Source organism: Paenibacillus sp. QJM3NY_38 (genome assembly GCF_056173265.1).
Genome location: NZ_CM149665.1, coordinates 2589130 through 2610164 on the forward strand (window position 1 = coordinate 2589130; position 21035 = coordinate 2610164).

A 21035-nucleotide genomic window follows, 5' to 3' on the forward strand; every position below is an offset into this window, starting at 1 on the left:
TCCCTAAGTATCTCTAGTTCAGCTCTCTCGATGGTGGACAGGTTACGCCAACCACGCCTATTGAGCTTGGTGAAACGGTCTAGGGTCTCGTTGCGGCTCATGGTCAAGTCGAGTATTTGTGCAAATGTCATGCGAATCATCCTCTTTTGGGCATAGTAGTGCCTTGGGCACTCGGGTCTGCCCATGACATCACATAATACGGATTATGTGCAATCGGCTCCTAGGTCTGTTACTCATGGGCTAGTCAGGACTACCCAAGCATAGCTCGGGTATCCTTCTTATTACTTTGCGGCTTCCATCATCTTCTTGAATTGCAGGAACTCTTGGAACAGTTTCATGTCCTCGGCACTCATAGCGGGCACACTGGTAGCAGGTGCGGCAGGTGCGGCGGGTTCCTGTACAGGGGATACATACTCATCCACTGGTATATAGGCGTTCAGGTTGAGTACAACGTTCTGAAACCCGTCCTTTTTCAAGCGAATACCGCCAAGTGTAGATGCTACACGGGCAGACTTCTCCCCAAGTACAAGCGGTTCCTTGTCGATTACATTCAAGTCGATCTCTATTACAAGCTTATTCTTATCGTTTACGCTCATCTTAATGTTCTCAGGTGCCTTCTTGGAATCAGCGCGTTTCTTTGCTTCTTTCTCAAATTTAGGCATAGTAATGGCTTTGTTCATCATGGTTTTCAGTCTCCTTTGCCCTTGATGGGCACTAATAGTAACTACCTTTGGTAGCCCTGATTAGCCCATGAGTGAACAGACCTCTAGCATAGCAAGGCATCTGAACCTCCGATTAACTTACGGATACCGCACCTTGTACTACACTATCCCGTAACGTGGGCAATTCGTGATATCTCGTTACATGTTGGGCATGAACCGTAAAGCGTAGGCTGTTGCCATAGTTCAATCCTTCATGTGGGCATACTTCACCCTTCACAAGAGAAGCTTCATCCCATGCACAAGTCGTGCATGTTTCGTGTATGTGTTTGTCAATGATCTAGGCGCATTTCGCGTCTTTGCCGCCTGTCGTGCATTCGGGATGTTTCCCTATCGAGTCGGTGGCGGCGACCAACTCGATGACCATATCTAAGAACTCAATAGGCACGGAATGCAACCCCTTTGAGCAATGTTTTTTTATAAAAAATAAAAACAAACAGGGGTCGAGAGAACAACCCCCCCAGTGTCGCGGGTTTTTCGTACATCCCACACGCGGCGCAGGAGCATCATGACACCTACGGGAAATTTTTGGTGAACCTTGATGCGCGAGAGGTGGGGTCTCGGGGCAATGTCTCGGGGCGCGGGCGGCGGGGTCTCGTGTCTTGGGCAAGGGGAATGGGGCATGGGTATCGGGCATTGGGAAAGGGCAATGGGCATGGGGAAGGGGCGCTCTCTTATATAAGGGGAAGGGACTCCTGGACGGGGAAAGGGCATGGGGAACTGGGGCGGGTCGGCTGTGTCTATGTCAAAGATTAATGGTCTTTCCTATGTTAATGGGGAAAATCCTGGGGTAATACATTTTTCGCTACGCGAGTTAATGGGACTCCTGCGGGCGGGGCAGGAATTTTCTCGGAGGGTTGGTGCGGTGCGCTTCTGTCTTAAAAAGACAAGAGCGAGAGGTTAGCCCCCGCGCTCCTGTTTTTCAGTCTATGAACCTGCTTATCAGTCCCAATAGGAACCCGATTACAGCTCCTCCGATTACGGGGCTGTAAGTCTCAATCTGTTCCGAAGTAACTCCTAGAAAGAAGGCTAGTGCGAATCCCCCTAATATAAGGATGAGGGAGATGACGGGAGCACCCCGCGTCAAGGCTCCGAAGATTAAGAATACGATCACAGCTATTACGTAGATCATGTTGTTCCCCCTATGTAGTATATTTTCCCAGTTTAACACCCAGGCAGTAACTTCGTATAGAGGGAGTAGGAGCTTCTTTTGATGCTCTTATATAGAAGAAACTCAACTTGAGGAAAATTTTCTCAGGTTTTTCGTGTTGGAGCGTTATTTCCTAGCGTATCTGCACTAATCTATGTTTCATAGAGGAACAACCTCGAATATGGATGGGCACTTAATCAATGGCGAGAATAGCGGGCTGTAAACCCGTGGTCGAAAGGCTGTGTAGGTTCGACTCCTACCTCATCCACCATGCTGATGTATTGTAATTGGGGGCATACTGTCTCGCTAAGACGGTGGTGCAGGTTCGAGTCCTGCCTTCCCTGCCAATATTCCTCACGTAATGCTCAAGTTGGTAGAGCTGTCTCAGCGCAGGGACGGTTTCAGGTTCAAGTCCTGACGGAGGAGCCTAATGGAACATGGCGCAACTGGTTAGCGCACCCGTCTGATAAGCGGGAGGTTGGAGGTTCAAGTCCTTCTGTTCCAACCATGGTGTTGATGGTGTAGTGGTAACACGCCTGACTGTGAATCAGGAGACTACGGTTCGATTCCGTTCTTCACCCCATATGGATTCTTAGCTGAGTTGGTTTAGCGGCGGTGTGAAATACCGCAGACGGAGGTTCAAGTCCTTCAGAATCCACCATATCTGTGAGAGGGTTAAAGGCAAGAGGTAAGTCGGCGGTCTCCAAAACCGTTCCCAGGTGGTTCGATTCCATCCACAGGTGCCATGCGGTAGTAGTATAAAGGTAGTGCGGCGGTCTTCCAAACCGCGAGTGAGGGTTCGATTCCCTCCTTCCGCTCCATCGGGGATTCGTTTAGTGGCAAGACATCACCCTTTGAAGGTGATCTCGTAGGTTCGATTCCTGCATCCCCCACCAATTAAGTGACCCGCCTGGACTGCTTACGAGCACCCAGGTTCCCAAGGACTGTCCTAAATAGGGCGGTCTTTTCTTCATTTAGGGGGTCAAAAAGGGGCTAAAATAGTGTGAAAAAGGCTCAAAAACAGTGAAATAATGGCGAAAAATGCTCGATTATGTGTAAAAATCGGTTATTTTTTGCACATAGAACACAAAAAAGACCCCAAAAGGGGTCAAAGTGGGTCATTTTCGGGGTCTTCCTGCCCAATAATCAGGGAATCCTTCGTAATCCCAGGCGTATAAGCCCTCTTTATCGGCTTGAATGGCTACATCTGCACCCGATCCGAAGTCTACACCCACTGTTCCGAGCTGTTTCGCCTTCACAGCCAGTACTTTGCCAGGAGCACCTGCACAAACAAGGGCAAGTCGCCATGGATTGGTCTTATATAAGGCTTCCATGTCCTTAGTAGCCTTCTGCAACCCTTCCCAGTTAGGGCAATCGACGGTACCAACAATTCCAGTGAAACCATAGCGGCGTTCTAGTACTTCCTTGTACTGGACAGCTTTGGCTCCGCAGAGCAAAATTGGTAAAGCCCTGAAGGTGTCATAGAACGGCTTGAACCGAGCGATATAGTTGTTCTCGAACGCATAGAAGGTTTCCTTTGGCTCCACTCGGTAGTATTGCAAGCACATATCGAACAGCGGCTTGAAGTACCAGTGATCGGTCTGTGTCAGATGACCTACATAGTCAGCGTTCCGCAAGCAGTGAACGATGATGTCCCTTGCATTCGCGTTAGGAAGGGTAATGCCACAGTAAGTAGGGTCGCTGATCCAACCGTAATGCAACTTAATGAAGTCCATGGTCAGTACAGTATCATGGGCAAGGATGGTATTGGAAGCATCCCCGAACCGAACTGAAGCATGGCGTTCACCGTTAGCCGCCATTTGGAACCAGTTCTTAATCAAGTCCCAGGTTCCTAGCATTCCTCATCACCTTCCTGTTCTTTCTTCTCCTCGATCTCATCCTCAGAAGCTCCGCAGTCAGGGCAGAATGAGTGCTGACAGCAAGGACAAACCACCAGGAAGCTCATACAATCAGAGCAATCGTACATCGTTAACAACTCCTTTCTTTAATAGAATAGGAAAAAGGGAGGATTTCTCCTCCCTCGTCCATTACTTGTTCTCGGTCACAACAGCTTGAGCACCTTGGATAGTTACCCAACCCCACTTCAAGCGGGCTTCCATCTCCATCTTCTTCAGAAGTTCAGGAGTGATCGACTGTTGGAGTGCGGCGTTAGCTTTCGCTTCACCTTGAGCTTCCGCGATCTTAGCGTTAGCGTTACCGTTAGCAACGACCAACTACTTCTCGGCAGTGACTTGAGCTTGGTCTTTCTCAATTCTCAGTTGTTCAAGCTTGAGCTGAGAGTCAACCAAAGACTGGATAGCCTTCAGAGATTCAGCGTCAGGTTCGATCTTACTGAAGTTGAACGTTTCGATCTCGATACCTACAGCGTCCAAGTCTTTTCTGAAGGACTCGAATACCTTGTTGTTGATCTCGCCACGCTTATCACCATATACCTCAAGCACTCCGTAGTTGGAAGTGATCTCTTGAATCATTGCTGACAGGCGATCTTTCATATAAGTCGATTCGATCTCACTGTCAGTACGCCCACGGAACTTAGCGAACACATCGGGAATACGCTTCTCATCCATGTGGTAGGAGTACATCAGCTCGGCTTTGACAACCTTACCGTCCTTAGTAGCAATGCTGAACGCTTTGTCTTCCTCGTAGTGTACAGTCTCCGTACTGATCGGGTACTCAGTTACCTTCTTCGTAGGACTCACCAAGTGCCAACCAGGAGGAAGTGTCTCCTTCTCCAAGCCGCCTGAGCGGTCATAAACCACACCCACATATCCTGGTGCGATAGTCGTCAAGCATAGCATCAGATAGATTAAGGTACCTACGACCGCCAATCCTACTACTGTTGCTCCTCCAATGAATAATCCCCGGTTGTTCTTCATACCGTTATTCCCCCTTGTTCTTTTTTAAGTTTTCAATGAACGGTTTTGCGAGTTTCAGAGCGAACTTCGCCACCTTAACGAAGACGACAGCCGCCAAGAACCACAACAAAATTGCTACAAACACGATTGTTGCGAGTAGTGCAATTAATGTCCCTATCAGAATCACACCCCTCTCACTGCGGTGTATCGAGCGAGAACATGCTGATCGCGGAGATATTCGTCCGTGCAGTCCGAGTGAACAGTTTCACCGTCATGCAAGTCAGCAATCTCATCGCCTTCGAGGATGTCCTCTTTGCAGTAAGGGCAGGTCTTTCCGATAGGATAAGGCTCGTCCCTGTGATCGGGAGCCTTGAATCTGTCCATCGTTTCATCCCCCTCACACTTTCTCTATACGAGGTCATTCCTGACGAGTTAAGGGCATTTCAAAAAAAGCCGGTGTTACCTGTATAAAATGGAATTGGTGTTTTTTTGGCGGGCGCGGCAAAAGGCTAATGTCTATCGGTCTAAACTAGATAAAGAGGAAAAGGGGGAATGGCAATGGCGAAAGTATTTATAGGTGCCCCTGTAAGAAACAGAGCGTGGATACTGGGGCGGCACCTGGATTCGCTGATGGCTCAGGACGTGGACAAAGAGTTCAAGTACATCCTGAATGACAGCGAGGACGAGACTGAGAAAATCCTTATCGACCAAGGCATCCCGTATGCTACCCATAACCTTGGGAAGAAGTATGGTCATGTGCGCGGTCAATACTCATACGGCAATCTTGCTTTACTTAGGAACATCCTGCTTCACGAGTTTTTGCAGTCCGACTGCGACTATCTACTATCTATTGATACAGACATCATCATTCCTGAAGGAAGCCTTCAGCAGTTGATCGACAATGACTTGGATGTATGCTCCATGCTCATCCAAAACCACCCGAAGATCAAAGCTCATAATGCCATGATCGGTGGGCGGCATGTTCCTGAGTTCAAGGAGGGAGTCATCCCTGTCGATCTCACGGGGGCGGTGTACTTGATAAAGAGGGAGGTTGTAGAAGCAGGAGCAAGATACGGACTGCATCCTATTGGGGAAGATGAGCCATTCTGCGAACAAGCCCGCCGACTCGGTTACAGGTTATTCGTAGATACGCGGCTTCGCCCGATTCACGCTTATGCGGAAGGGGCTGAATTGATTGCTAAAGTGGCTACTTAATAGAAGGAAGGAGGAGAGCGCGGTGTTCGAGAGCGTTGAAATGACGATTGTTTACCCACCTGCCTTGGACTGGAACTTACTATTCCAACGTCCTCAGCAGTTGATGACAGCATTCTCTAAGATTCCAGGTGTGCGGGCGATCTTCATTAATGAAGAATCGTATCAAAAGATGTCACGCCCAATCGAAAAGATCAACGAAGACTTGTTCCTGGTACGTAAGGGGGTTAGCTACGACCACCTTGTCAAAGGTAAGAAGGTTCTGTGGTTCTCCAACCCAGGTCAATACAACTATCGTGACGGACGCAGATTCGACTTCACTGTATTTGATTACCTGGACAACTCCGCTGACGAGTTCGCTATTTGGAAGAACTACATCCCTAAATGCTTCGCCCGAGCCGATCTCGTAGCTACCACGGCGAAGGTTATGTACGAAGCTCATAAGGACGATGGCAAGCCGATCTTCATGTGTCCTAACGGAGCTGACTATGAGCACTTCAAGAAAGCTCAGGTCTCCCTTCCTAAACCTCCCGACTTCCCTACTGTAAATGAGGGTCAGAAGGTGGTGGGCTTCCACGGGGCGATGGCATCCTGGGTGGACTACTGGTTGATTACGGACATCGCCAATAAAGGTCACCGTGTCGTACTGATCGGGAATAACGCCCTGTATCAGAAGAACGTAGTGCATCCGAACGTGACCTGCCTTCCGCACAAGGATTACAAGGTTCTTCCTGCATATATCGCTCAGTTCGATGTTTGCATGGTTCCATTCAAGCTGACGGAGATGATTCGCGGCTGTGATCCGATTAAGTACTACGAGTATCTGTCAGCGGGCAAGCCTGTTGTAACGACCCGTATGGAGGAGATCGTCAACAAATACAGTGACGTTACCTACTTCATGGATAGAGTTAACTGCGGCAAGATTGTTGACAAGGCTCTGAAAGAGAACAGCCCCGCCAAGGTTGCGGCACGAACAGCGGTTGCTCAAGCCAACTCCTGGGACAGCCGAGCGATGGACGCGGTTAAGATGATAAACAAAGTGATGGGAGGTGGAGAGGTCGATGCGAAAACTGTTCAAACGGCTTTTCGGTAGCCACGCGGTTGAACCGCAGAATGATCCAGTTGAGGTAATGGAGTTTGACATGGAGGAGTTTAACTTCTCTCGTTACTCACCAAAGGTTAATACGACCATCGTGTACCTGCCCGCCATCGACTTCCACAGCGAAAGCTTCGGGCGAAGACCACAGCGGCTCCTGAAGGAACTAGCCGAACTTGGGTACAACGTGGTCTACATCAATTCGAGCGAGGAGTTCTATCAGGTTGATGAGCTAGAGTACCCGTTCCCTGAACTTCCAAACTTCGTGGTGGCGCGGGCGGGTACTAATGTCCGATCCCTGATGCAGGGTGGAAGGGTAGTCTACTGGGTAAACGACAGCCGTATGGCAAGCTCAGTGGAGACCGCTTATCCAAACCTTGTAGTATTCGACTCCTTAACCGACCCCGAGAAGTTCGAGAAGGGTAAGCATAAGATGGAAGCTGTTGCTGATGTCGTGCTCATCACTCCCGAACGTATCTACGAGCACGGAAACTACTGCTCTCATATCCACGTCATCACCGCCGATGAGTTCGAGATTAAGGAACGTGCCGAACAGGTTGCGAAAATTATAGACGAGCTTCCAAACAGACCGACCCCTCTCATGTAGAGGGGTTTTTCTTTGGTGCGTTTTGGTGCGTTCAGCCTAACCTAAAGATAAGAAAACGAAAGAGGTGAGGTTAGTGGCAGAGGAAAGAAATGAAGAACTCTCGCTTACCTCGAAGCAGAGCAAGATCGTCAAGTACAAACTTGAGGAGGACGTAGTGAACCTCCGTATGAGCGGTATGTCCTATCAGCAAATCGCTGATGAGATGAACGCGAGTGGTAAGGTTCCTGACGGTGATCTCCTCGACAAGTACGTGGTCATGCGTTTCTTCGAGAAGTTGCCTGAGATCAGCAAGCAGATTGTAAAAGAGGACAAGCGCAGATTGGTTCAAGTAGTCAACAATCACTTGGACATTATCCACGAGGTGACTTCCCTATACAACAAGACGAAGATGCTCCTGGAAGCAATGGAGGAGGATGCCTACGAGAAAGGTAGGTTCGTTAACCCTTACCAGTACAAGGCTGTTATCTCTGAAATGCGCGAGTTTTTGAAGCAGATGACGGAGATTCAGAAGGAGATCAACGATTACAACAACATCAGGAAGTTCATGGACATTGTTCTATCTACGTTGAAAGAGGAATGCCCCGAGAAGATTCCTGTTATCGCTGAGAAGCTGAAGATGGCTAAAGGTACTACGTGGTTCGCAGACATGATGAGGGGGAAAGCGAATGACTAAGCACGGGGAGATTACGGTCTTTTGGGGAACGATGTTCACTGGCAAGTCAACCAATCTAATTGCCAACTTGAAGGAAGCAGGAGAAGGTGCTGTGTGCTTCAAGCCTTACTCGGACGACAGGGACGAGCCTAACATCATCAAGACGCATGATGGTCTCATCTACCCTGTTACGCGGGTGGAGAAGGCAAGCGAGATTCTTCTTCATGTGAAGCCAGGACTCACTTCGGTAGGGATTGAAGAAGCATCCCTGTTCTTCGATGACCCGACTCTCATCCCGACCCTCCAAAATCTGAGGGAGATCGGCATTAGTGTATTCGTTACTGGACTGGATATGGACAGGCACGGTGTTCCGTTCTTCCAAATGCCTGTGATCGCGGCTATTGCCGACAACTGTTTCAAACTGAGAACGCGGTGCTCGTGCGGGGAGTTTGCTTCCCTTAACTACTACAAGGGAGACGGTGCGACCTTCGTGGCGCGTGATGATATGTATGAACCTCTTTGTAGAACTTGCTTTGCAAAGCAGAAGCCATCCCTTTAACAGGATGGCTCGCTTAGGAGGGGTATCGGCTTGCTTATACCTTCTCTATACGAAAGAACCTATTGAAAGTTAAGGACGGTGACATATATGGCAGATGATCTCTTGGGAAGTCTGATGGATGACTTCATCAACCTAGCCGAGGGTAACGTTCAAAAGACGGGGATTTGGCGGGAGGAGCCTGTCGATCTCGTGACATTCTTCTCGTCCAAGGACTTCTGTAACGAGAAACCCTACCCAGGGAAACAGGTAGAGCTGTTGGAGAAGTGTAATGACATCTTGTGGTATAAGATGACTGGCGACGAGAAGCTGTGCGCTGAAGACCTCAGACAGGTCACAGAGCTTGTTGTAATGTTCGGGAAGGGTAGCGGCAAGGACTTCCTCGCAAGTGGCATACTGGCTTACGTAGGCTATCTCCTGGCGTGTATGAATGACCCTCAGGACTACTTTGGGTTCGGTCAGGACGAGAACATTGACTTGGTTAACGTTGCGATCAATGCGTATCAGGCGAACAACGTATACTTCAAGAAGCTGAAGGCTCGTCTGAATAACTGCCCGTGGTTCAAAAGGGTTTCTCAGGAACCTAAATCCCCGAACGAGTTCCAGTTGACTAAGAACCAAATTCGCTTCTACAAGAATATCACGGCTCACTCCGCTCACTCCGAAGCAGACTCCTTTGAGGGGTACAACCCTCTTGTAATTATCTTCGATGAGATTGCGGGCTTTGAGTACGATAAGGCTGAAGATGCTTACGCTACATTCCGTTCCTCTGCGTTGTCTCGTTACGAGAGCAAGTCTTTCATGATCTTCATCTCCTTCCCTAGATCACAGGATGACTTCATGTTCAAGAAGTACGAGGAGTTTCTACAAGGAGACCCCGAGGTTTACGGGATGATCGGAAAGACGTGGGAGGTAAACACCTCTAAGAGTCAGGCATCCTTTAAGAAGGACTATGATCGTGACCCTGAAGGCTCCATGATGAAGTATGAGTGTATTCCACCCAAGTACAAGGAAGGTCTATTCCAGTTCCCTGAGCGCATTGACGAGGTTATACAGGTCGGTAAACAGTCGCAGTGCTCTAACCTAGTGGTGCAGACTAAAATCTCTACACGCACCCTTCAGAACGGTGTGGAGCGACATTTCCTTGGACTTGAGGTACACAATCTGAACCTAGACCCATCCTTTACTTACTACCTGGGCGGTGACGGTGGTGTCGAAACGGACTCCTACTGTATCTCGTTATTCCATGCGGAGCCTACAGTTATCCAGGTGAACGAGAATGGGGAGATCGTGGAGAAGTGGGTGAACAAACCTGTAGAGGACTTGATTCTCGAATGGAAGCCTTCTAAGAAGGAGCGCCTTCCAGTAGACCTTCTGAATGTAGCAGAGATTCTTGAGATGATCTGTCAGCAGGTTCACGTCAAGAAAGCTCTGTTCGATAAGTTCAACTCCGCAGATGTTGTTCAGCGGCTTATGCAGTACGGCGTGGAAGCGGAAGACAAGAACTGGTCTAACCCGTTCCAGTTGCAAATCTACACGAACCTGAAGGGTCTGATCTACACAGGTATGATCGAACTTCTCGACCACACCATTCCCGAGGAGACCCACATGAACGCTAATGACGAGCTTCGCCACCTCAAGCTCATCAACGGGAACAAGATCGACCACGATAAGGACAAGACGAAAGACTTCTCCGATGCTCGTGCAGGTGCTTCGTGGATTTGCTCGACCGATGAAGTGGAGTCTATCGAGCACTTCGCTATGCCTGTAATCCAAGGAGCACGGCGAAAATCGTAGACGCTTTAGTGCGGTAAAATCCTGTTTTTTGGGACATGAAATCCTATTTTTTGGGACATGAAATCCTGAAATTTGGGACATGAAATCCCAAAATTTGAGCACAAAGAATATAAAGATAATAACAACCAATCTGAGCATAACCAAAGCTAATATTCCTCGCGGTGCTCAGAACCCTTTTGAAAGAGTCTGCCATTCTTCGGTAGGCTCTTTTCTTATACCCTCCCCGACCCCTCCCGCCGCCGCGTTGCCGCCTACCCGTTTCGGTCTAATCTATGTAAAGACCAAATGCGGGGAGGAGCTAAGAGATGAAGCAGTTCTTATCGGGCTATAGCGGTACTCATCAGTCGATGTATGTCTTGCCAATCGGGGACATTCACTTCGGCAATAAACAATACAACCCTAAGTACCTTGATAAAGCCTTGCAATTCGCAGTGAAGAACCGCAACCGCACTCGCATCGTTTTGATGGGAGACCTGATGGAGGTTGCAACTAAGACATCGGTAGGTCGCTCTGTTTACGAAGAATCGTACCCGACTCAAAGACAGTTTGAGGTGGCGGTGGAGACATTCAAGCCCGTAGCAGACCTGATCGACATCGTAATTGAAGGTAACCACGAGGAACGTATTATCCGAGACACGTCCTTCGAGATCATGCAAGAGTTCTGTCACCGAATCGGTAGACCTGACGCATACGGAAAGTTCTCGGGAATCGTGAACTACAACCTTGGGAGTGGGCAGACCTATTCCGCATACGCATGGCACGGAGCCACTGGCGGTACTACGGAAGCGTCTGTTATCAACGCCATGTTGAAGATGCGCGAAACAGCGATTGCTCATATGTACTTCATGGGGCATACGCACAAGCTCTTGAAGTTCGAGAGAGAAGTATTCTTGCCCGCACCTGGGAAGGACGAGCCTGTTACTTTGAAGCAAATGTTCGTGAACACGGGAGCATCCCTCGTCCATGGCGGCTACGGAGAGCAGAAAGGCTTCCCTGCGAGTCTGCCAGGGTATGGAGTCGTTCAGTTGTTCGCGGAGGAGCATCGCAAAGTGTTCCATAAGATTGATGATCTGATCTAAGAGGAGGTGTAACGAGTGGGTTTACTTGACAGATTTACAAGCCTGTTTCGCAGGAACAAGACCGCCAAGACAGGGCGACAGCAACAATCTACGCAGAGATCACCTGAAGCCAAAGAGGGATTCCTCAAGAGCTTTATCGGTGGCGGTAGAAAGCGCGGGCAGAACTTAGCAGGGGAAATCACCACAAGTAGTGACCCGCTATGGTCGGGAGAAAGCACTTCTGAGTTTGGTGGAACCCGAACGACCATTCCTAAGTTCGCAACAGGCGGCGGTGGTGCGGGTGGTTCCCTGAGCCGTGTAGCTCAGCGGGACTTACGACTGGATGACCGTTCACTATCGTCTTCCTCCATTGAAGACCTCTTGGACATTCTGATCGACGCTCACCCTGACGTATCGTTCGCCTTGTGGAACTTCCTACGTCTCGGGCGAGGAAAGTTCACTACAAACGTGTACAAGGTCGGGAGTGACAAGACAGACAAGGCAGGAGAGAAGCTGATTCGAGAGCTATTCCAACGCCTTGAAGCACCGAACATCATGCAGTTCGAGCCATCTCACTCAATCCATAAAGTACTGAACTCACTCTTGTTGAGCGTGGTGACCCGTGGGGCGGGCGCACTTGAGTTGGTTCTTACCCAGGATTTGAAGAACGTGGCATTCTTCGCCCCTGTAGACCCAGGGACGATCACCTTTAAGTACGAGAACGAGAGATACATCCCTTACCAGGATACAGACAGAATCAGCTTGGACATCCCTACATTCCTATACGAGACACTAGATGCCCGCATCGACGATCCATATGGACGTTCTCCGCTAATAGGTGCAATCAACATGGTGATGTTCCAAATGCAAGTTCTGAATGACATCAAGGCGGTAGTCCACAACCAAGGCTACCCACGCTTTGACATCACCATCCTTGAGGACGTTCTCCTTCAACGTATGCCTATCAACATTCGGAACAACGAGAAGGAGAAGCAGAAGTGGCTCAACGAGAAGCTGAGAGAAATCATCGACATGTACAACGACCTGGAAGTGGACGACACGTTCGTGCATTTCAACTCCATTGAGATCGGGATGGTCGGCGGCAAGGGCGGCGGTGGAGGTGGCTCCCTGATCGACCCTGAGAAGCTTATGAGAGCCATTGACGGGCTTATCACAGCAGGACTTAAAACACTATCCACCATCCTCGGAAGACGCTCTACGGGCAACACAGAGAGCTTTGCGAAGATGGAGATCAAGCTCTACCTGAAAGGTGTAGAAGCCATGCAAGAGGTTGTCGAGCGAATCATGAGTCGCGCACTCACGCTGTACCTCAACGTCATGGGCAAGCAAGGGGTTGTGGAATTTAAGTTCGAGCCTGTAGAAATTCGTACCGAGCTTGAGCAAGCACAATTCGAGCAGATCGCACTTCAGAACTGGGCTTACAAGCGTGACCAAGGTTGGGTTGACCAAGACACGGCTTCTATTGGTGCTGTGGGCGCTCCTGCCGTTGCTGAGCCTGACTGGGAGCACCTTGGTAAGAGCACAGTTCAGAACAAGGATGGCGGGGCAACAAGCGGCACTACAGACGAGAAGACACCTACAGACTCCTCAGACACCACCAAGTGATGTTTGAGGGGAAGTGTCTACTCTAAGTTAAGAGTTGATGAATCCAGGAGGTGTTCAAATGCCAAGACCAACACCCGAGCAACTTGCGCGGATTAATAAGTTCACTGCCCGAGAGCTGACTGAGGAGGAAGTATATGTCTTCCCCAACATGATGATCGACGACCAAGTGACTTCTTACTCCTCCAAGTTGCACCCGAACCTCCTTCGGAAATTCGTCAAGGACGCGAACAGAGGGGTAGGGCTTCTGATGAACCACAACAGCAGAAGCCTTCCCGTAGGTCGCTCCTTCGGTGCGGATATTCGTGAGGAGTTTGATGAGGAATACGGGTACACCCAATCAGTTTACGGACAGTTCTATATCGACCTTGGACGACAGACCGAGAGCGGTATGAGTACAGATGACCTCGTAAAGGGGATTGATGCAGGGACTATCTTCGATACGTCTATTGGCTTCAATGCCGCAACGTGGAACTGCTCTCTTTGTAATCACGACATTCGTGACTACATGAACTGTTCACACTACCCAGGAGAACAATACGAGATCAAAGGTGATGACGGAGTATTCAGAACCGAGACTTGTTATGTTATCGCGGGAGAGGACGGAGACGGTGAATTACTTGAGAACTCTCTTGTATATGCGGGTGCTTGTAACAGAGCCACGATCAAGAATAACTTTTCTCGTGGTGAGAGCGTTAGCGGAGAATCTAAAGGTTCTAAACTACATCTAGTAGAGAACTTCAAAAACATCCCGTTGAACGCGACTATTACCCAGTACTACACAAGAGATGGTTCTGTACTGTTCACGGATAGTGCTGATCGTACCAACGGTGCTGAATATCTGAAGCAAAGGAGTGAATCCGAAGTGGAATTTGCAAAACTTCAAGCAATGTTCTCGCAAGTAGGTGTTGAGATTACCGAGACACAGACTCCCGATGAACTGACTGCCAAAGTGAAAGAAGCATTCGCGGCTAAAGACGCGCAAGTTGGTACTCTGACTGCTGATCTTGAAGCTGTTCGTGGAGAACTGGCAACTGCGGCTACGAACTTGGAAGCTGAGAAACAACTCTCTGCTACTAAAGACGTGACCATCGAGGAGCTGACTCGCACGAACGAGGAGCTGACGGAGAAGGCTGAACTGGCTAACACTTATCGTCAAGACCTGTCTGAACAAGCTCTCGACCTTGGTGTACGAGCACAAGGTAATGCCTTCAACAAGACAATGTACGAGAAGTTCCTTGGAACCTTGTCCGTTGCTGAGATCAAAGAGGTAATCCAAGGCTTTGAAGCTGAGGTCAACACTCGCTTTGCAGGAGCACGGATTACTGACGGTAGTGCAGGTGGAGAACAACGCCTGAACAACGGTCAACCGAAATCCCGAGAGGACTTCGAGACCGAGACCGAGTTCCGTAACTTCGTAGCTGATGAAGCTAACAAGTACGCGAAAGAGCAAGGTGTCTCCATTACGGATGCAACGAAGCTCATGTTCAAGAAATATTCCAACCAAGATGGGAGTGCTGAGTAATGGCAGGTCAATTCACGAGACTTCAAAAGTCTTACCGCATTGACGAGTCTAACGTCAACCCTGACACAGGGAAGAACGAGATTCCTCTGTACCGCATCGTTGAGCACAGCGGCGAAGACCTGACGAAAATTTCAGGTGCCAATGCTATCCCATTGGGTGTAGCCGACAACGACGAGCGACTAGATGACCCGTTGCGTGATGGTGGTTCTCAAGCAGGTCGCCAAATTGCAATCAAACTGGAAGGTATCGCACTGGTTACCCTCGATGGAACCGTGTCGGTAACTGACCGCATCTACGCGGTTGCAGGTGGTAAGGGTGATTCCGTGGACAACGCTCCTGCGGGAACTTACAACGTACTGGGCTTCGCTGAAAAGGGCGGGGTTGCAGGTGATGTAATCCCTGTACGGATGCAGTACCACATCTTCACTAAGTAGTAAAGGGGCTTCGGTAACGGAGCCTTCCCCATCCCACAACTAATTAAGGAGTGACATAGATGCCTACAGTTCAGAAGGTGCATATCGACAAAACCCTGTCGAACATCTCCATCGGCTACAAGAATGAAGCGTATATCGCTGACTCTATCTTCAAACCGTTGGAAGTTAAGAAGCAGTCTGACCGTTACTACGTGTACGGTATGGAGAAGTTCCGTACTCATAACGACCTTCGTGCCCCTGGTACGGAAGCGAATGAGATCAACTGGACTCTTTCCAATGATACGTACTTCACTGAGGGACACGCCCTGCGTCACGCTATTGCTGACGAAGAAACGGCTAACGCCGATGAGGAGTTCGACCTGGAAAGTGAAGGTACGGAGCTTGTTACCGAAGGTATCCTCTTGAACAAAGAGGTTGACGCGGCTAACCAAGTCATGAACGCGAACAACTACCACAACGACCTGCGCCTGACGCTCGGTTCGGCGGGTACGTACAAGTGGAGTGACTACGATAACTCTGATCCAATCATGGACGTTCACAAGGCGAAGGAAGCACTGCACAAGAAATCGGGTATTCGTCCTAACACGATGATTATGTCCGAGCAAGTGCTGAACGTGCTGAAACTTCACCCTAAGATCAAGGACGTTATCAAGTACGTTGAGCGCGGCATCATCTCGCAAGAGTTGCTGAAAGCAGTGTTCGGCGTTGATAACTTCTTGGTAGGTTCTGCTCTGGTATCTGATGCCACGAATGCAGGTTCTTACCTCCCAGGTCAGCGTGAAGACTTGAACTACATTTGGGGAACCTCGGTAGTTCTTGCTTACATCGCACCGCGCCCTGGTAAGAAGCAAGTGTCCCTCGGATACAGCTTCATGTGGAATAAGGACAACCAAGGTGCTGTACAAGTACGTAAGTGGTACGAGGTTGGTCGTAAGGCTACCATCGTAGAAGCTGAGCGTTGGTACAACCAAAAGATGATCTCCGATGTTGCGGGCTTCATCTTTGCAGACGCGGTAACTCCGTTCTCCTAATCCACGCCACAATAGGTCGCTACTGTAAGGCTATCGCCTAGCGGTAGCGACTTTTCTTATATCAAAACCAATTGAGGAGGGCTATCCCCATGAAGAAGGCTGACGTAATCAAAGCACTTAAAGACCTCGGTGTACCTGCTGAGCAGATCGAGGGACTGGAATATAACGAGCTGAGAGCACTGCTCAAGGAGAAGGAGGAAGGTCAGGATGGACAAGCAGACACAGGAACTCAAGAGAAAGAAGGAGGAACTGGCGAAGCAGTTGTCGGGCAAGAACAGCCTGAAGCCCCAAGCAATGATGGTGCAGTCCAGGCTAACGACGATGAGCCGCTAGTAGCCTACGACTATCAGCTCCGTCTGTACGAGAACAAGATCATCGGCGTACACCCTGAAGCTAAGCGTGTGGTTATCACGAACCTGGGTGCGGGAGACCTGTACTCGGACGTGGATATGGTTAGCTTCGATCCTGCTGACCGTACTGCCCCAGGGGAGTCGAAAGAGTTCAAGGGTGCTGTGAAGGTATTCGTTCGATCTGCAAGCCGACCAACGGTTCGTATCGAGCAGTTCATTAACTAAAAGGAGGGGCACCATGCTTATTCTGACAACTGGTTACGAGACAGTCGTTCGATCTAAGTTGGGAGCGAAAGATTCTGAGGTTCCTGACACGGACATTAACCAACCACTGTACGTAGACCTTGCTGAAGCAATCGTCACCAAGCGGGTGCCCGAGTACTCCTCGATCACTGATGCAGTCGATCTCCTACTGATTCAGAATGCTGTGGTCTCATACATCTGTTACCTGATCGCCCCTAGCATGGGGCGGCGGGTTAACCAAGAGGTATCGACCATTGACGTGAAGTGGAAGAAGGAGAGAGTTGATTGGGATGAAAGGGCACAACAGTTCCTTGCGGATTACGAAACATCCCTAAGTCAGATCAGCACGGTTGTGGTTGATGGTGACGGAGTAGATGCTCCGCTCATTAGCAAGATCACCTCTAATCGAAACTGGGATACGGGGGCGTGATGAGAAGTGAAGGACGTTAAGCGACAGATCATATTGGACGAAGGCTCTCCCGTTGAGGTAATTGACTCCACGGGAGTCGTTGTTGAAACGACCAAAGCCCTCCTAGGTAGAGCAAACAAGGTATCCTACGCTGAGATTTCCCTGGAAGCTCACAGACAAGGGCAGTTCATTCCCGAGATCACTGTTCACAACGGAAACTTGGTACGCAATGCCATTACGGGTACGCACTACCTTGTACTGGCTTCCATGGATGAGATTGTGCAGTCAGACAAGATTGCCACGATCTGTAGGATGCTTGAATGCAACAGCTCTATCTCCTTGGAGCGGATTGAGGAGACCGCAGACGAAAACGGGAACATCAAGAAGTCCCTTGTGACGGTAGCAGAAGACCTTTGGGTTTATGTGGAGTCGGGACGAGCGGTTATTGAGCAGAAGAATATGGGTCTACTCCCTGAGGTGGAGTTTCGCATCTACGCCCCGCTGATTGACGTGAAGCTCCTAGACAAGATCAGTCTTACTATCAACGGAAAGAAATCCCCGTTCAAGGTAGACGCTCTTGATTTTGTCAGCTTCGAGGGGTGCGTCATGATTGACGTTTGTACCGAGACAAGGAAGTGATGTAGATGGCACGGGGTGGACGAGGAAGACCCTCAGAGAAGAACAACATCATTTACTTCAAGGAGCAGGAGTTCCTAACTGATCTCAAGAGAGAACTCAAGGCGGCTACCATGACCATCAGACAGAGCATCCTAGCTGAAGCACTCGCCAATGCAAGGAAGCTCGATATGAGGGAGAAGAAGACAGTACGTATTGAAGGTCAGGCTCCAATGAGTGACCGTGATCGCAGGAACGATATGATCGCTTCGATTGTTGCTCTACAGACCGAGTGGATGTCAAGCGCGGTGGGCGGCAAGGCTCAAACACTCCTGAAGATGGGTGTCGGAGCAATGGAGCAGAACTCCTCGTTCAAGAGATCATATGTCGGTCTCTACTACGAGTACGGTATCGGTGGGAAGCAAGACCCTTCAGGATACTGGACTGAAAGCATGGCAGACCCGAACCCGTGGAGAAGTGCAGGTCAACCATCCGTAACCCGTTCGGTATTTCAGCCAAAAGACAAGAAAGGTCGTTGGCGAGACCTTGGGGGAAACACTCGTGTAACCAACTCACCAAGAGGTGGCGAGAGAAGACCCGTACTCAAGAGAATAGGACAAGACTTCAAGGGAGAGTTTTGGTTCAGGAAAGCAATAACTAAGTACTCGACCAAGAAGTTCGTGTTGGAACAATATAAATCGGCTATTAGCAAGGTAGACCCGAGAAGATACCTTGTAGCCAAAAAGACTTTCACTCTCGGAAAAGATTAAGGGGGAGTATTAATGGCAGTCGTGGATTTATACAACGGTATCTACAAGGTGTTAGCGAATGACCCTGACGTTCTAAACTACTTAGGAGTAGGGGCTAGTGCCGACAACCTCGTTAAGGCGAGACGCATTCAAAAGAGAAACAAGCCAACTAACTTGGTCGAGGATAACATGCCGTTAGTGACCTTTTACACACCTAACGGAGGACGCAATCCTGATAACCACTATGTGTATGTTTGCCCGTTCGTGTTTGACATCTACACCAGTGATGATGTGGACACTGCACAACGTCTCGCAAACAGAATCATTAAGTTGTTTGACGGAGAGCTTCACCCCATGCAAGACATCGAGAGTTTCGAGTCTTACTTCGTTCAAGGGTTTGAGACGGATGTTGATGCGACAAACACGTATTGCTTCACGGTAGTCATTGAGTTCTCAGTGACTCTTGAGGAGTAGACTTTTACTAACAAAAGGAGTGAACGAGTCGATGGCAAAGAAAATGATTATCAAGGGCGTAGGTACCTTCATGGCTAAACGCCTTCCTGCTGACCCGTTGGGTGCTGTAGAGGTCATTACTCTCGGTACTTTGCAAGACCTGAAAATCGACCTCAACGTAGAACTTGAGGACATCTTCGGTGGTGACGGTCTGTTCGCAATTGACGTACTGGTTAAGTCCAAGTCGATTGAGGTATCTGCTACGGACGCGAAGTTCGACCTGGATGCCATTCAGTTGATGATGGGTTCTACAGTACAAGAGCAAGTGAACTCCTTCGTATGGGTGCTGAATGAACAGGATAACGCGACTGCGGGCACGTTCAACTCGGGCTTCGCTGAGGTTACTCCTAACTTCGCAAGTACTATCTACGGAGCTGACGGAGAGCTTGCTGTCCGACTGAAGGACGCGAACAAGTTGCTGAAGAAACTTCCTGGCGGGACTGTACCTGCGACTGTCGCGGCTGATGAGTTCTTCTTCGATGACACCAATGGAGTAGTTGTCCTGAACAACGCTCACGTTGGTAAAGACATCGTGATGAACTACAAGCGTGAAGAAGTTGTAGACCTGGTTGACCTGCTTGTTGACGAAGTACCGTTCCCGATCTCTGTGATCCACCACGGTACATTCCAACAAAAAGACGGTACGTTCGCAGGTGTTGAAACCGAGCTGTACATGTGCCGCGCTAAGGGTACGTTCAGCATCAACGCTCAACGTGCTTCGGCTTCCGCGTCCGCAATCTCCCTGCAAATCCTCGACCCTGAACGGGCTGACGGTAAACTGGGAAGCATCAAACGCTTCAGCGCGACATCTCGCGTCTAAGACGTAACCACATAATCCTGGCAAGGTATCGAACGGAATCTGTGTCCTCCCCTGCACAGACCCTTGCCTTGCCAGGGTTTTTTATTATTCGGGGGAGTACATAAATTCAGGGGAGGTTCACCTTATGGAAACAGATAAAGAGCGCGAAGAACGAGAACTGGCTGAGAAGCTTAATGCTGAAGCCGCAGAACGTTTTAAGAATGATCCTGCTAATAAGCAGGTTACCCAGGAGGAAGCAGACGCGGCTGAGCGGGCTTTCTTCGAGGATGATGAAGTCATCACACTGAGGGATAGACGGAAGTACCGTATTCCCCCATGTAACTTGAAAGATGCTCGTCGTCTGATGAAGCTCTTGAAGACAGTTAATGTGGATGCGATCATCCTCAACTTCATCCCTACAGATGACGAGGAACAGGACGCTAAACGTCAGCAAGATTTGTTCGACATTCTCGCAATGGCGTTCAAGAACTATCCGCATATTGTCACTAGAGGTGAAGGCGGGGAGTACATCGTTAATAGGGATTACCTGGACGAGTATCTTGATCTAAACTCTACCCGTAAGGTCATCGACATCCTCATCGGTCTGAACGGTCTAAAAAAGTAGAACGCGCCGAGGGGGAGCCGATGGAGGGCACCGAAATCCGTGATGTGGAGACACAGGAACCACTACACTGGGGAGAGATTTTCTTCACCCTCCATAAGCACTGTGGACTGAACAAGTGGGAGATTTGGGAGTACACACTCCCTCAGGTCGCGGAGCTGTGTAAGTCAGCCGAGAAATACATTCAATTCGAGGTAGAGCTTATGACAGCACCTCTCCGCATGTTCGGTGGCGGCGGTGGGGGAGGAGAGTCAGTCGGAGAGGACGGTACGATCAGACGTAAGAGAACCTTCGATGATGAAGATTATACCGAGATTGGAGAAGACGACATTGGTCTCTTAGCACAAGCTCTCGGAGGATAAGTGAGTTCTGTCCCGTTCTGCCTAAACTAAGGTGGAA

24 protein-coding genes and 4 tRNA genes are annotated in these 21035 nt (G+C 49.4%); 23 read left to right on the plus strand and 5 right to left on the minus strand.

Annotated elements, in window-relative coordinates:
* Nucleotides 1–281: 281 nt before the first annotated feature.
* On the minus strand, nucleotides 282–683 hold the full coding sequence (locus tag AC0VZ8_RS11610) for a hypothetical protein (protein WP_475486922.1): 402 nt from the start codon (nucleotides 681–683) through the stop codon (nucleotides 282–284).
* A 958-nt stretch (nucleotides 684–1641) separates the two neighbouring features.
* A complete protein-coding gene (locus AC0VZ8_RS11615) occupies nucleotides 1642–1851 on the minus strand; it encodes a hypothetical protein (protein WP_475486923.1) in 210 nt (69 codons plus the stop codon).
* Nucleotides 1852–2300: 449 nt separating this feature from the next.
* Here AC0VZ8_RS11615 and AC0VZ8_RS11620 point away from each other — a divergent pair.
* The 4 genes from AC0VZ8_RS11620 to AC0VZ8_RS11635 all read left to right on the plus strand — a co-directional run bounded on the left by AC0VZ8_RS11620 (nucleotide 2301) and on the right by AC0VZ8_RS11635 (nucleotide 2690).
* Nucleotides 2301–2377, plus strand: a tRNA-Ile gene (locus AC0VZ8_RS11620).
* Nucleotides 2378–2379: 2 nt separating this feature from the next.
* Nucleotides 2380–2452, plus strand: a tRNA-His gene (locus tag AC0VZ8_RS11625).
* A gap of 3 nt (nucleotides 2453–2455) precedes the next feature.
* Nucleotides 2456–2530, plus strand: a tRNA-Phe gene (locus tag AC0VZ8_RS11630).
* Between the two features lie 86 nt (nucleotides 2531–2616).
* Nucleotides 2617–2690: transfer RNA gene (locus AC0VZ8_RS11635), tRNA-Gly, on the plus strand.
* A 297-nt stretch (nucleotides 2691–2987) separates the two neighbouring features.
* Here AC0VZ8_RS11635 and AC0VZ8_RS11640 read toward each other — a convergent pair.
* The 3 genes from AC0VZ8_RS11640 to AC0VZ8_RS11650 form a co-directional block, all read right to left on the minus strand.
* Nucleotides 2988–3728, minus strand: coding sequence for a GT-D fold domain-containing protein (locus tag AC0VZ8_RS11640; protein WP_475486924.1), 741 nt, complete (start codon nucleotides 3726–3728; stop codon nucleotides 2988–2990).
* Between the two features lie 375 nt (nucleotides 3729–4103).
* On the minus strand, nucleotides 4104–4766 hold the full coding sequence (locus tag AC0VZ8_RS11645; protein ID WP_475486925.1) for an SPFH domain-containing protein: 663 nt from the start codon (nucleotides 4764–4766) through the stop codon (nucleotides 4104–4106).
* Nucleotides 4767–4928: 162 nt separating this feature from the next.
* The gene (locus AC0VZ8_RS11650; RefSeq protein WP_475486926.1) at nucleotides 4929–5129 is read right to left on the minus strand and encodes a hypothetical protein; all 201 of its coding nucleotides are present in this window, start codon (nucleotides 5127–5129) and stop codon (nucleotides 4929–4931) included.
* Between the two features lie 174 nt (nucleotides 5130–5303).
* Between AC0VZ8_RS11650 and AC0VZ8_RS11655 the strand changes: the two genes are divergently transcribed.
* The 19 genes from AC0VZ8_RS11655 to AC0VZ8_RS11745 all read left to right on the plus strand — a co-directional run bounded on the left by AC0VZ8_RS11655 (nucleotide 5304) and on the right by AC0VZ8_RS11745 (nucleotide 20998).
* A complete protein-coding gene (locus tag AC0VZ8_RS11655) occupies nucleotides 5304–5960 on the plus strand; it encodes a glycosyltransferase family 2 protein (RefSeq protein WP_475486927.1) in 657 nt (218 codons plus the stop codon).
* A gap of 22 nt (nucleotides 5961–5982) precedes the next feature.
* Nucleotides 5983–7050: a glycosyltransferase gene (locus AC0VZ8_RS11660; RefSeq protein WP_475486928.1), complete on the plus strand. Its 1068-nt coding sequence runs from the start codon at nucleotides 5983–5985 to the stop codon at nucleotides 7048–7050.
* Nucleotides 7019–7660: a hypothetical protein gene (locus tag AC0VZ8_RS11665; RefSeq protein WP_475486929.1), complete on the plus strand. Its 642-nt coding sequence runs from the start codon at nucleotides 7019–7021 to the stop codon at nucleotides 7658–7660. The genes AC0VZ8_RS11660 and AC0VZ8_RS11665 overlap by 32 nt, the downstream gene beginning before the upstream one ends.
* Before the next feature lie 73 nt (nucleotides 7661–7733).
* Entirely contained in the window at nucleotides 7734–8333 is a 600-nt protein-coding gene (locus AC0VZ8_RS11670; protein ID WP_475486930.1) for a hypothetical protein, read from the plus strand.
* Complete coding sequence (locus AC0VZ8_RS11675; protein WP_475486931.1) at nucleotides 8326–8871, plus strand: thymidine kinase; 546 nt, start codon at nucleotides 8326–8328, stop codon at nucleotides 8869–8871. The genes AC0VZ8_RS11670 and AC0VZ8_RS11675 overlap by 8 nt, the downstream gene beginning before the upstream one ends.
* 87 nt (nucleotides 8872–8958) lie before the next feature.
* Nucleotides 8959–10665, plus strand: coding sequence for a hypothetical protein (locus AC0VZ8_RS11680; protein ID WP_475486932.1), 1707 nt, complete (start codon nucleotides 8959–8961; stop codon nucleotides 10663–10665).
* 305 nt (nucleotides 10666–10970) lie between these two features.
* Nucleotides 10971–11744, plus strand: a complete 774-nt coding sequence (locus AC0VZ8_RS11685) for a metallophosphoesterase (protein ID WP_475486933.1) — start codon at nucleotides 10971–10973, stop codon at nucleotides 11742–11744.
* A 15-nt stretch (nucleotides 11745–11759) separates the two neighbouring features.
* Nucleotides 11760–13349, plus strand: a complete 1590-nt coding sequence (locus AC0VZ8_RS11690; protein WP_475486934.1) for a hypothetical protein — start codon at nucleotides 11760–11762, stop codon at nucleotides 13347–13349.
* 58 nt (nucleotides 13350–13407) lie between these two features.
* Complete coding sequence (locus AC0VZ8_RS11695; protein ID WP_475486935.1) at nucleotides 13408–14871, plus strand: hypothetical protein; 1464 nt, start codon at nucleotides 13408–13410, stop codon at nucleotides 14869–14871.
* Complete coding sequence (locus AC0VZ8_RS11700; protein WP_475486936.1) at nucleotides 14871–15305, plus strand: hypothetical protein; 435 nt, start codon at nucleotides 14871–14873, stop codon at nucleotides 15303–15305. The genes AC0VZ8_RS11695 and AC0VZ8_RS11700 overlap by 1 nt, the downstream gene beginning before the upstream one ends.
* 59 nt (nucleotides 15306–15364) lie before the next feature.
* A complete protein-coding gene (locus AC0VZ8_RS11705) occupies nucleotides 15365–16336 on the plus strand; it encodes a major capsid protein (RefSeq protein WP_475486937.1) in 972 nt (323 codons plus the stop codon).
* A gap of 89 nt (nucleotides 16337–16425) precedes the next feature.
* Nucleotides 16426–16911, plus strand: a complete 486-nt coding sequence (locus AC0VZ8_RS11710; protein ID WP_475486938.1) for a hypothetical protein — start codon at nucleotides 16426–16428, stop codon at nucleotides 16909–16911.
* Between the two features lie 58 nt (nucleotides 16912–16969).
* Nucleotides 16970–17359, plus strand: a complete 390-nt coding sequence (locus tag AC0VZ8_RS11715) for a hypothetical protein (RefSeq protein ID WP_475486939.1) — start codon at nucleotides 16970–16972, stop codon at nucleotides 17357–17359.
* Nucleotides 17360–17365: 6 nt separating this feature from the next.
* Nucleotides 17366–17977, plus strand: a complete 612-nt coding sequence (locus AC0VZ8_RS11720) for a hypothetical protein (protein WP_475486940.1) — start codon at nucleotides 17366–17368, stop codon at nucleotides 17975–17977.
* Nucleotides 17978–17982: 5 nt separating this feature from the next.
* Nucleotides 17983–18723 (plus strand): hypothetical protein, encoded by a 741-nt coding sequence (locus tag AC0VZ8_RS11725; protein WP_475486941.1) that lies wholly within the window; start codon nucleotides 17983–17985, stop codon nucleotides 18721–18723.
* 12 nt (nucleotides 18724–18735) lie between these two features.
* Nucleotides 18736–19176 (plus strand): hypothetical protein, encoded by a 441-nt coding sequence (locus tag AC0VZ8_RS11730; RefSeq protein ID WP_475486942.1) that lies wholly within the window; start codon nucleotides 18736–18738, stop codon nucleotides 19174–19176.
* Between the two features lie 31 nt (nucleotides 19177–19207).
* The gene (locus AC0VZ8_RS11735) at nucleotides 19208–20035 is read left to right on the plus strand and encodes a hypothetical protein (RefSeq protein WP_475486943.1); all 828 of its coding nucleotides are present in this window, start codon (nucleotides 19208–19210) and stop codon (nucleotides 20033–20035) included.
* Between the two features lie 124 nt (nucleotides 20036–20159).
* Nucleotides 20160–20639 (plus strand): hypothetical protein, encoded by a 480-nt coding sequence (locus AC0VZ8_RS11740; protein WP_475486944.1) that lies wholly within the window; start codon nucleotides 20160–20162, stop codon nucleotides 20637–20639.
* A 20-nt stretch (nucleotides 20640–20659) separates the two neighbouring features.
* Nucleotides 20660–20998: a hypothetical protein gene (locus AC0VZ8_RS11745; RefSeq protein ID WP_475486945.1), complete on the plus strand. Its 339-nt coding sequence runs from the start codon at nucleotides 20660–20662 to the stop codon at nucleotides 20996–20998.
* Nucleotides 20999–21035: the final 37 nt, after the last annotated feature.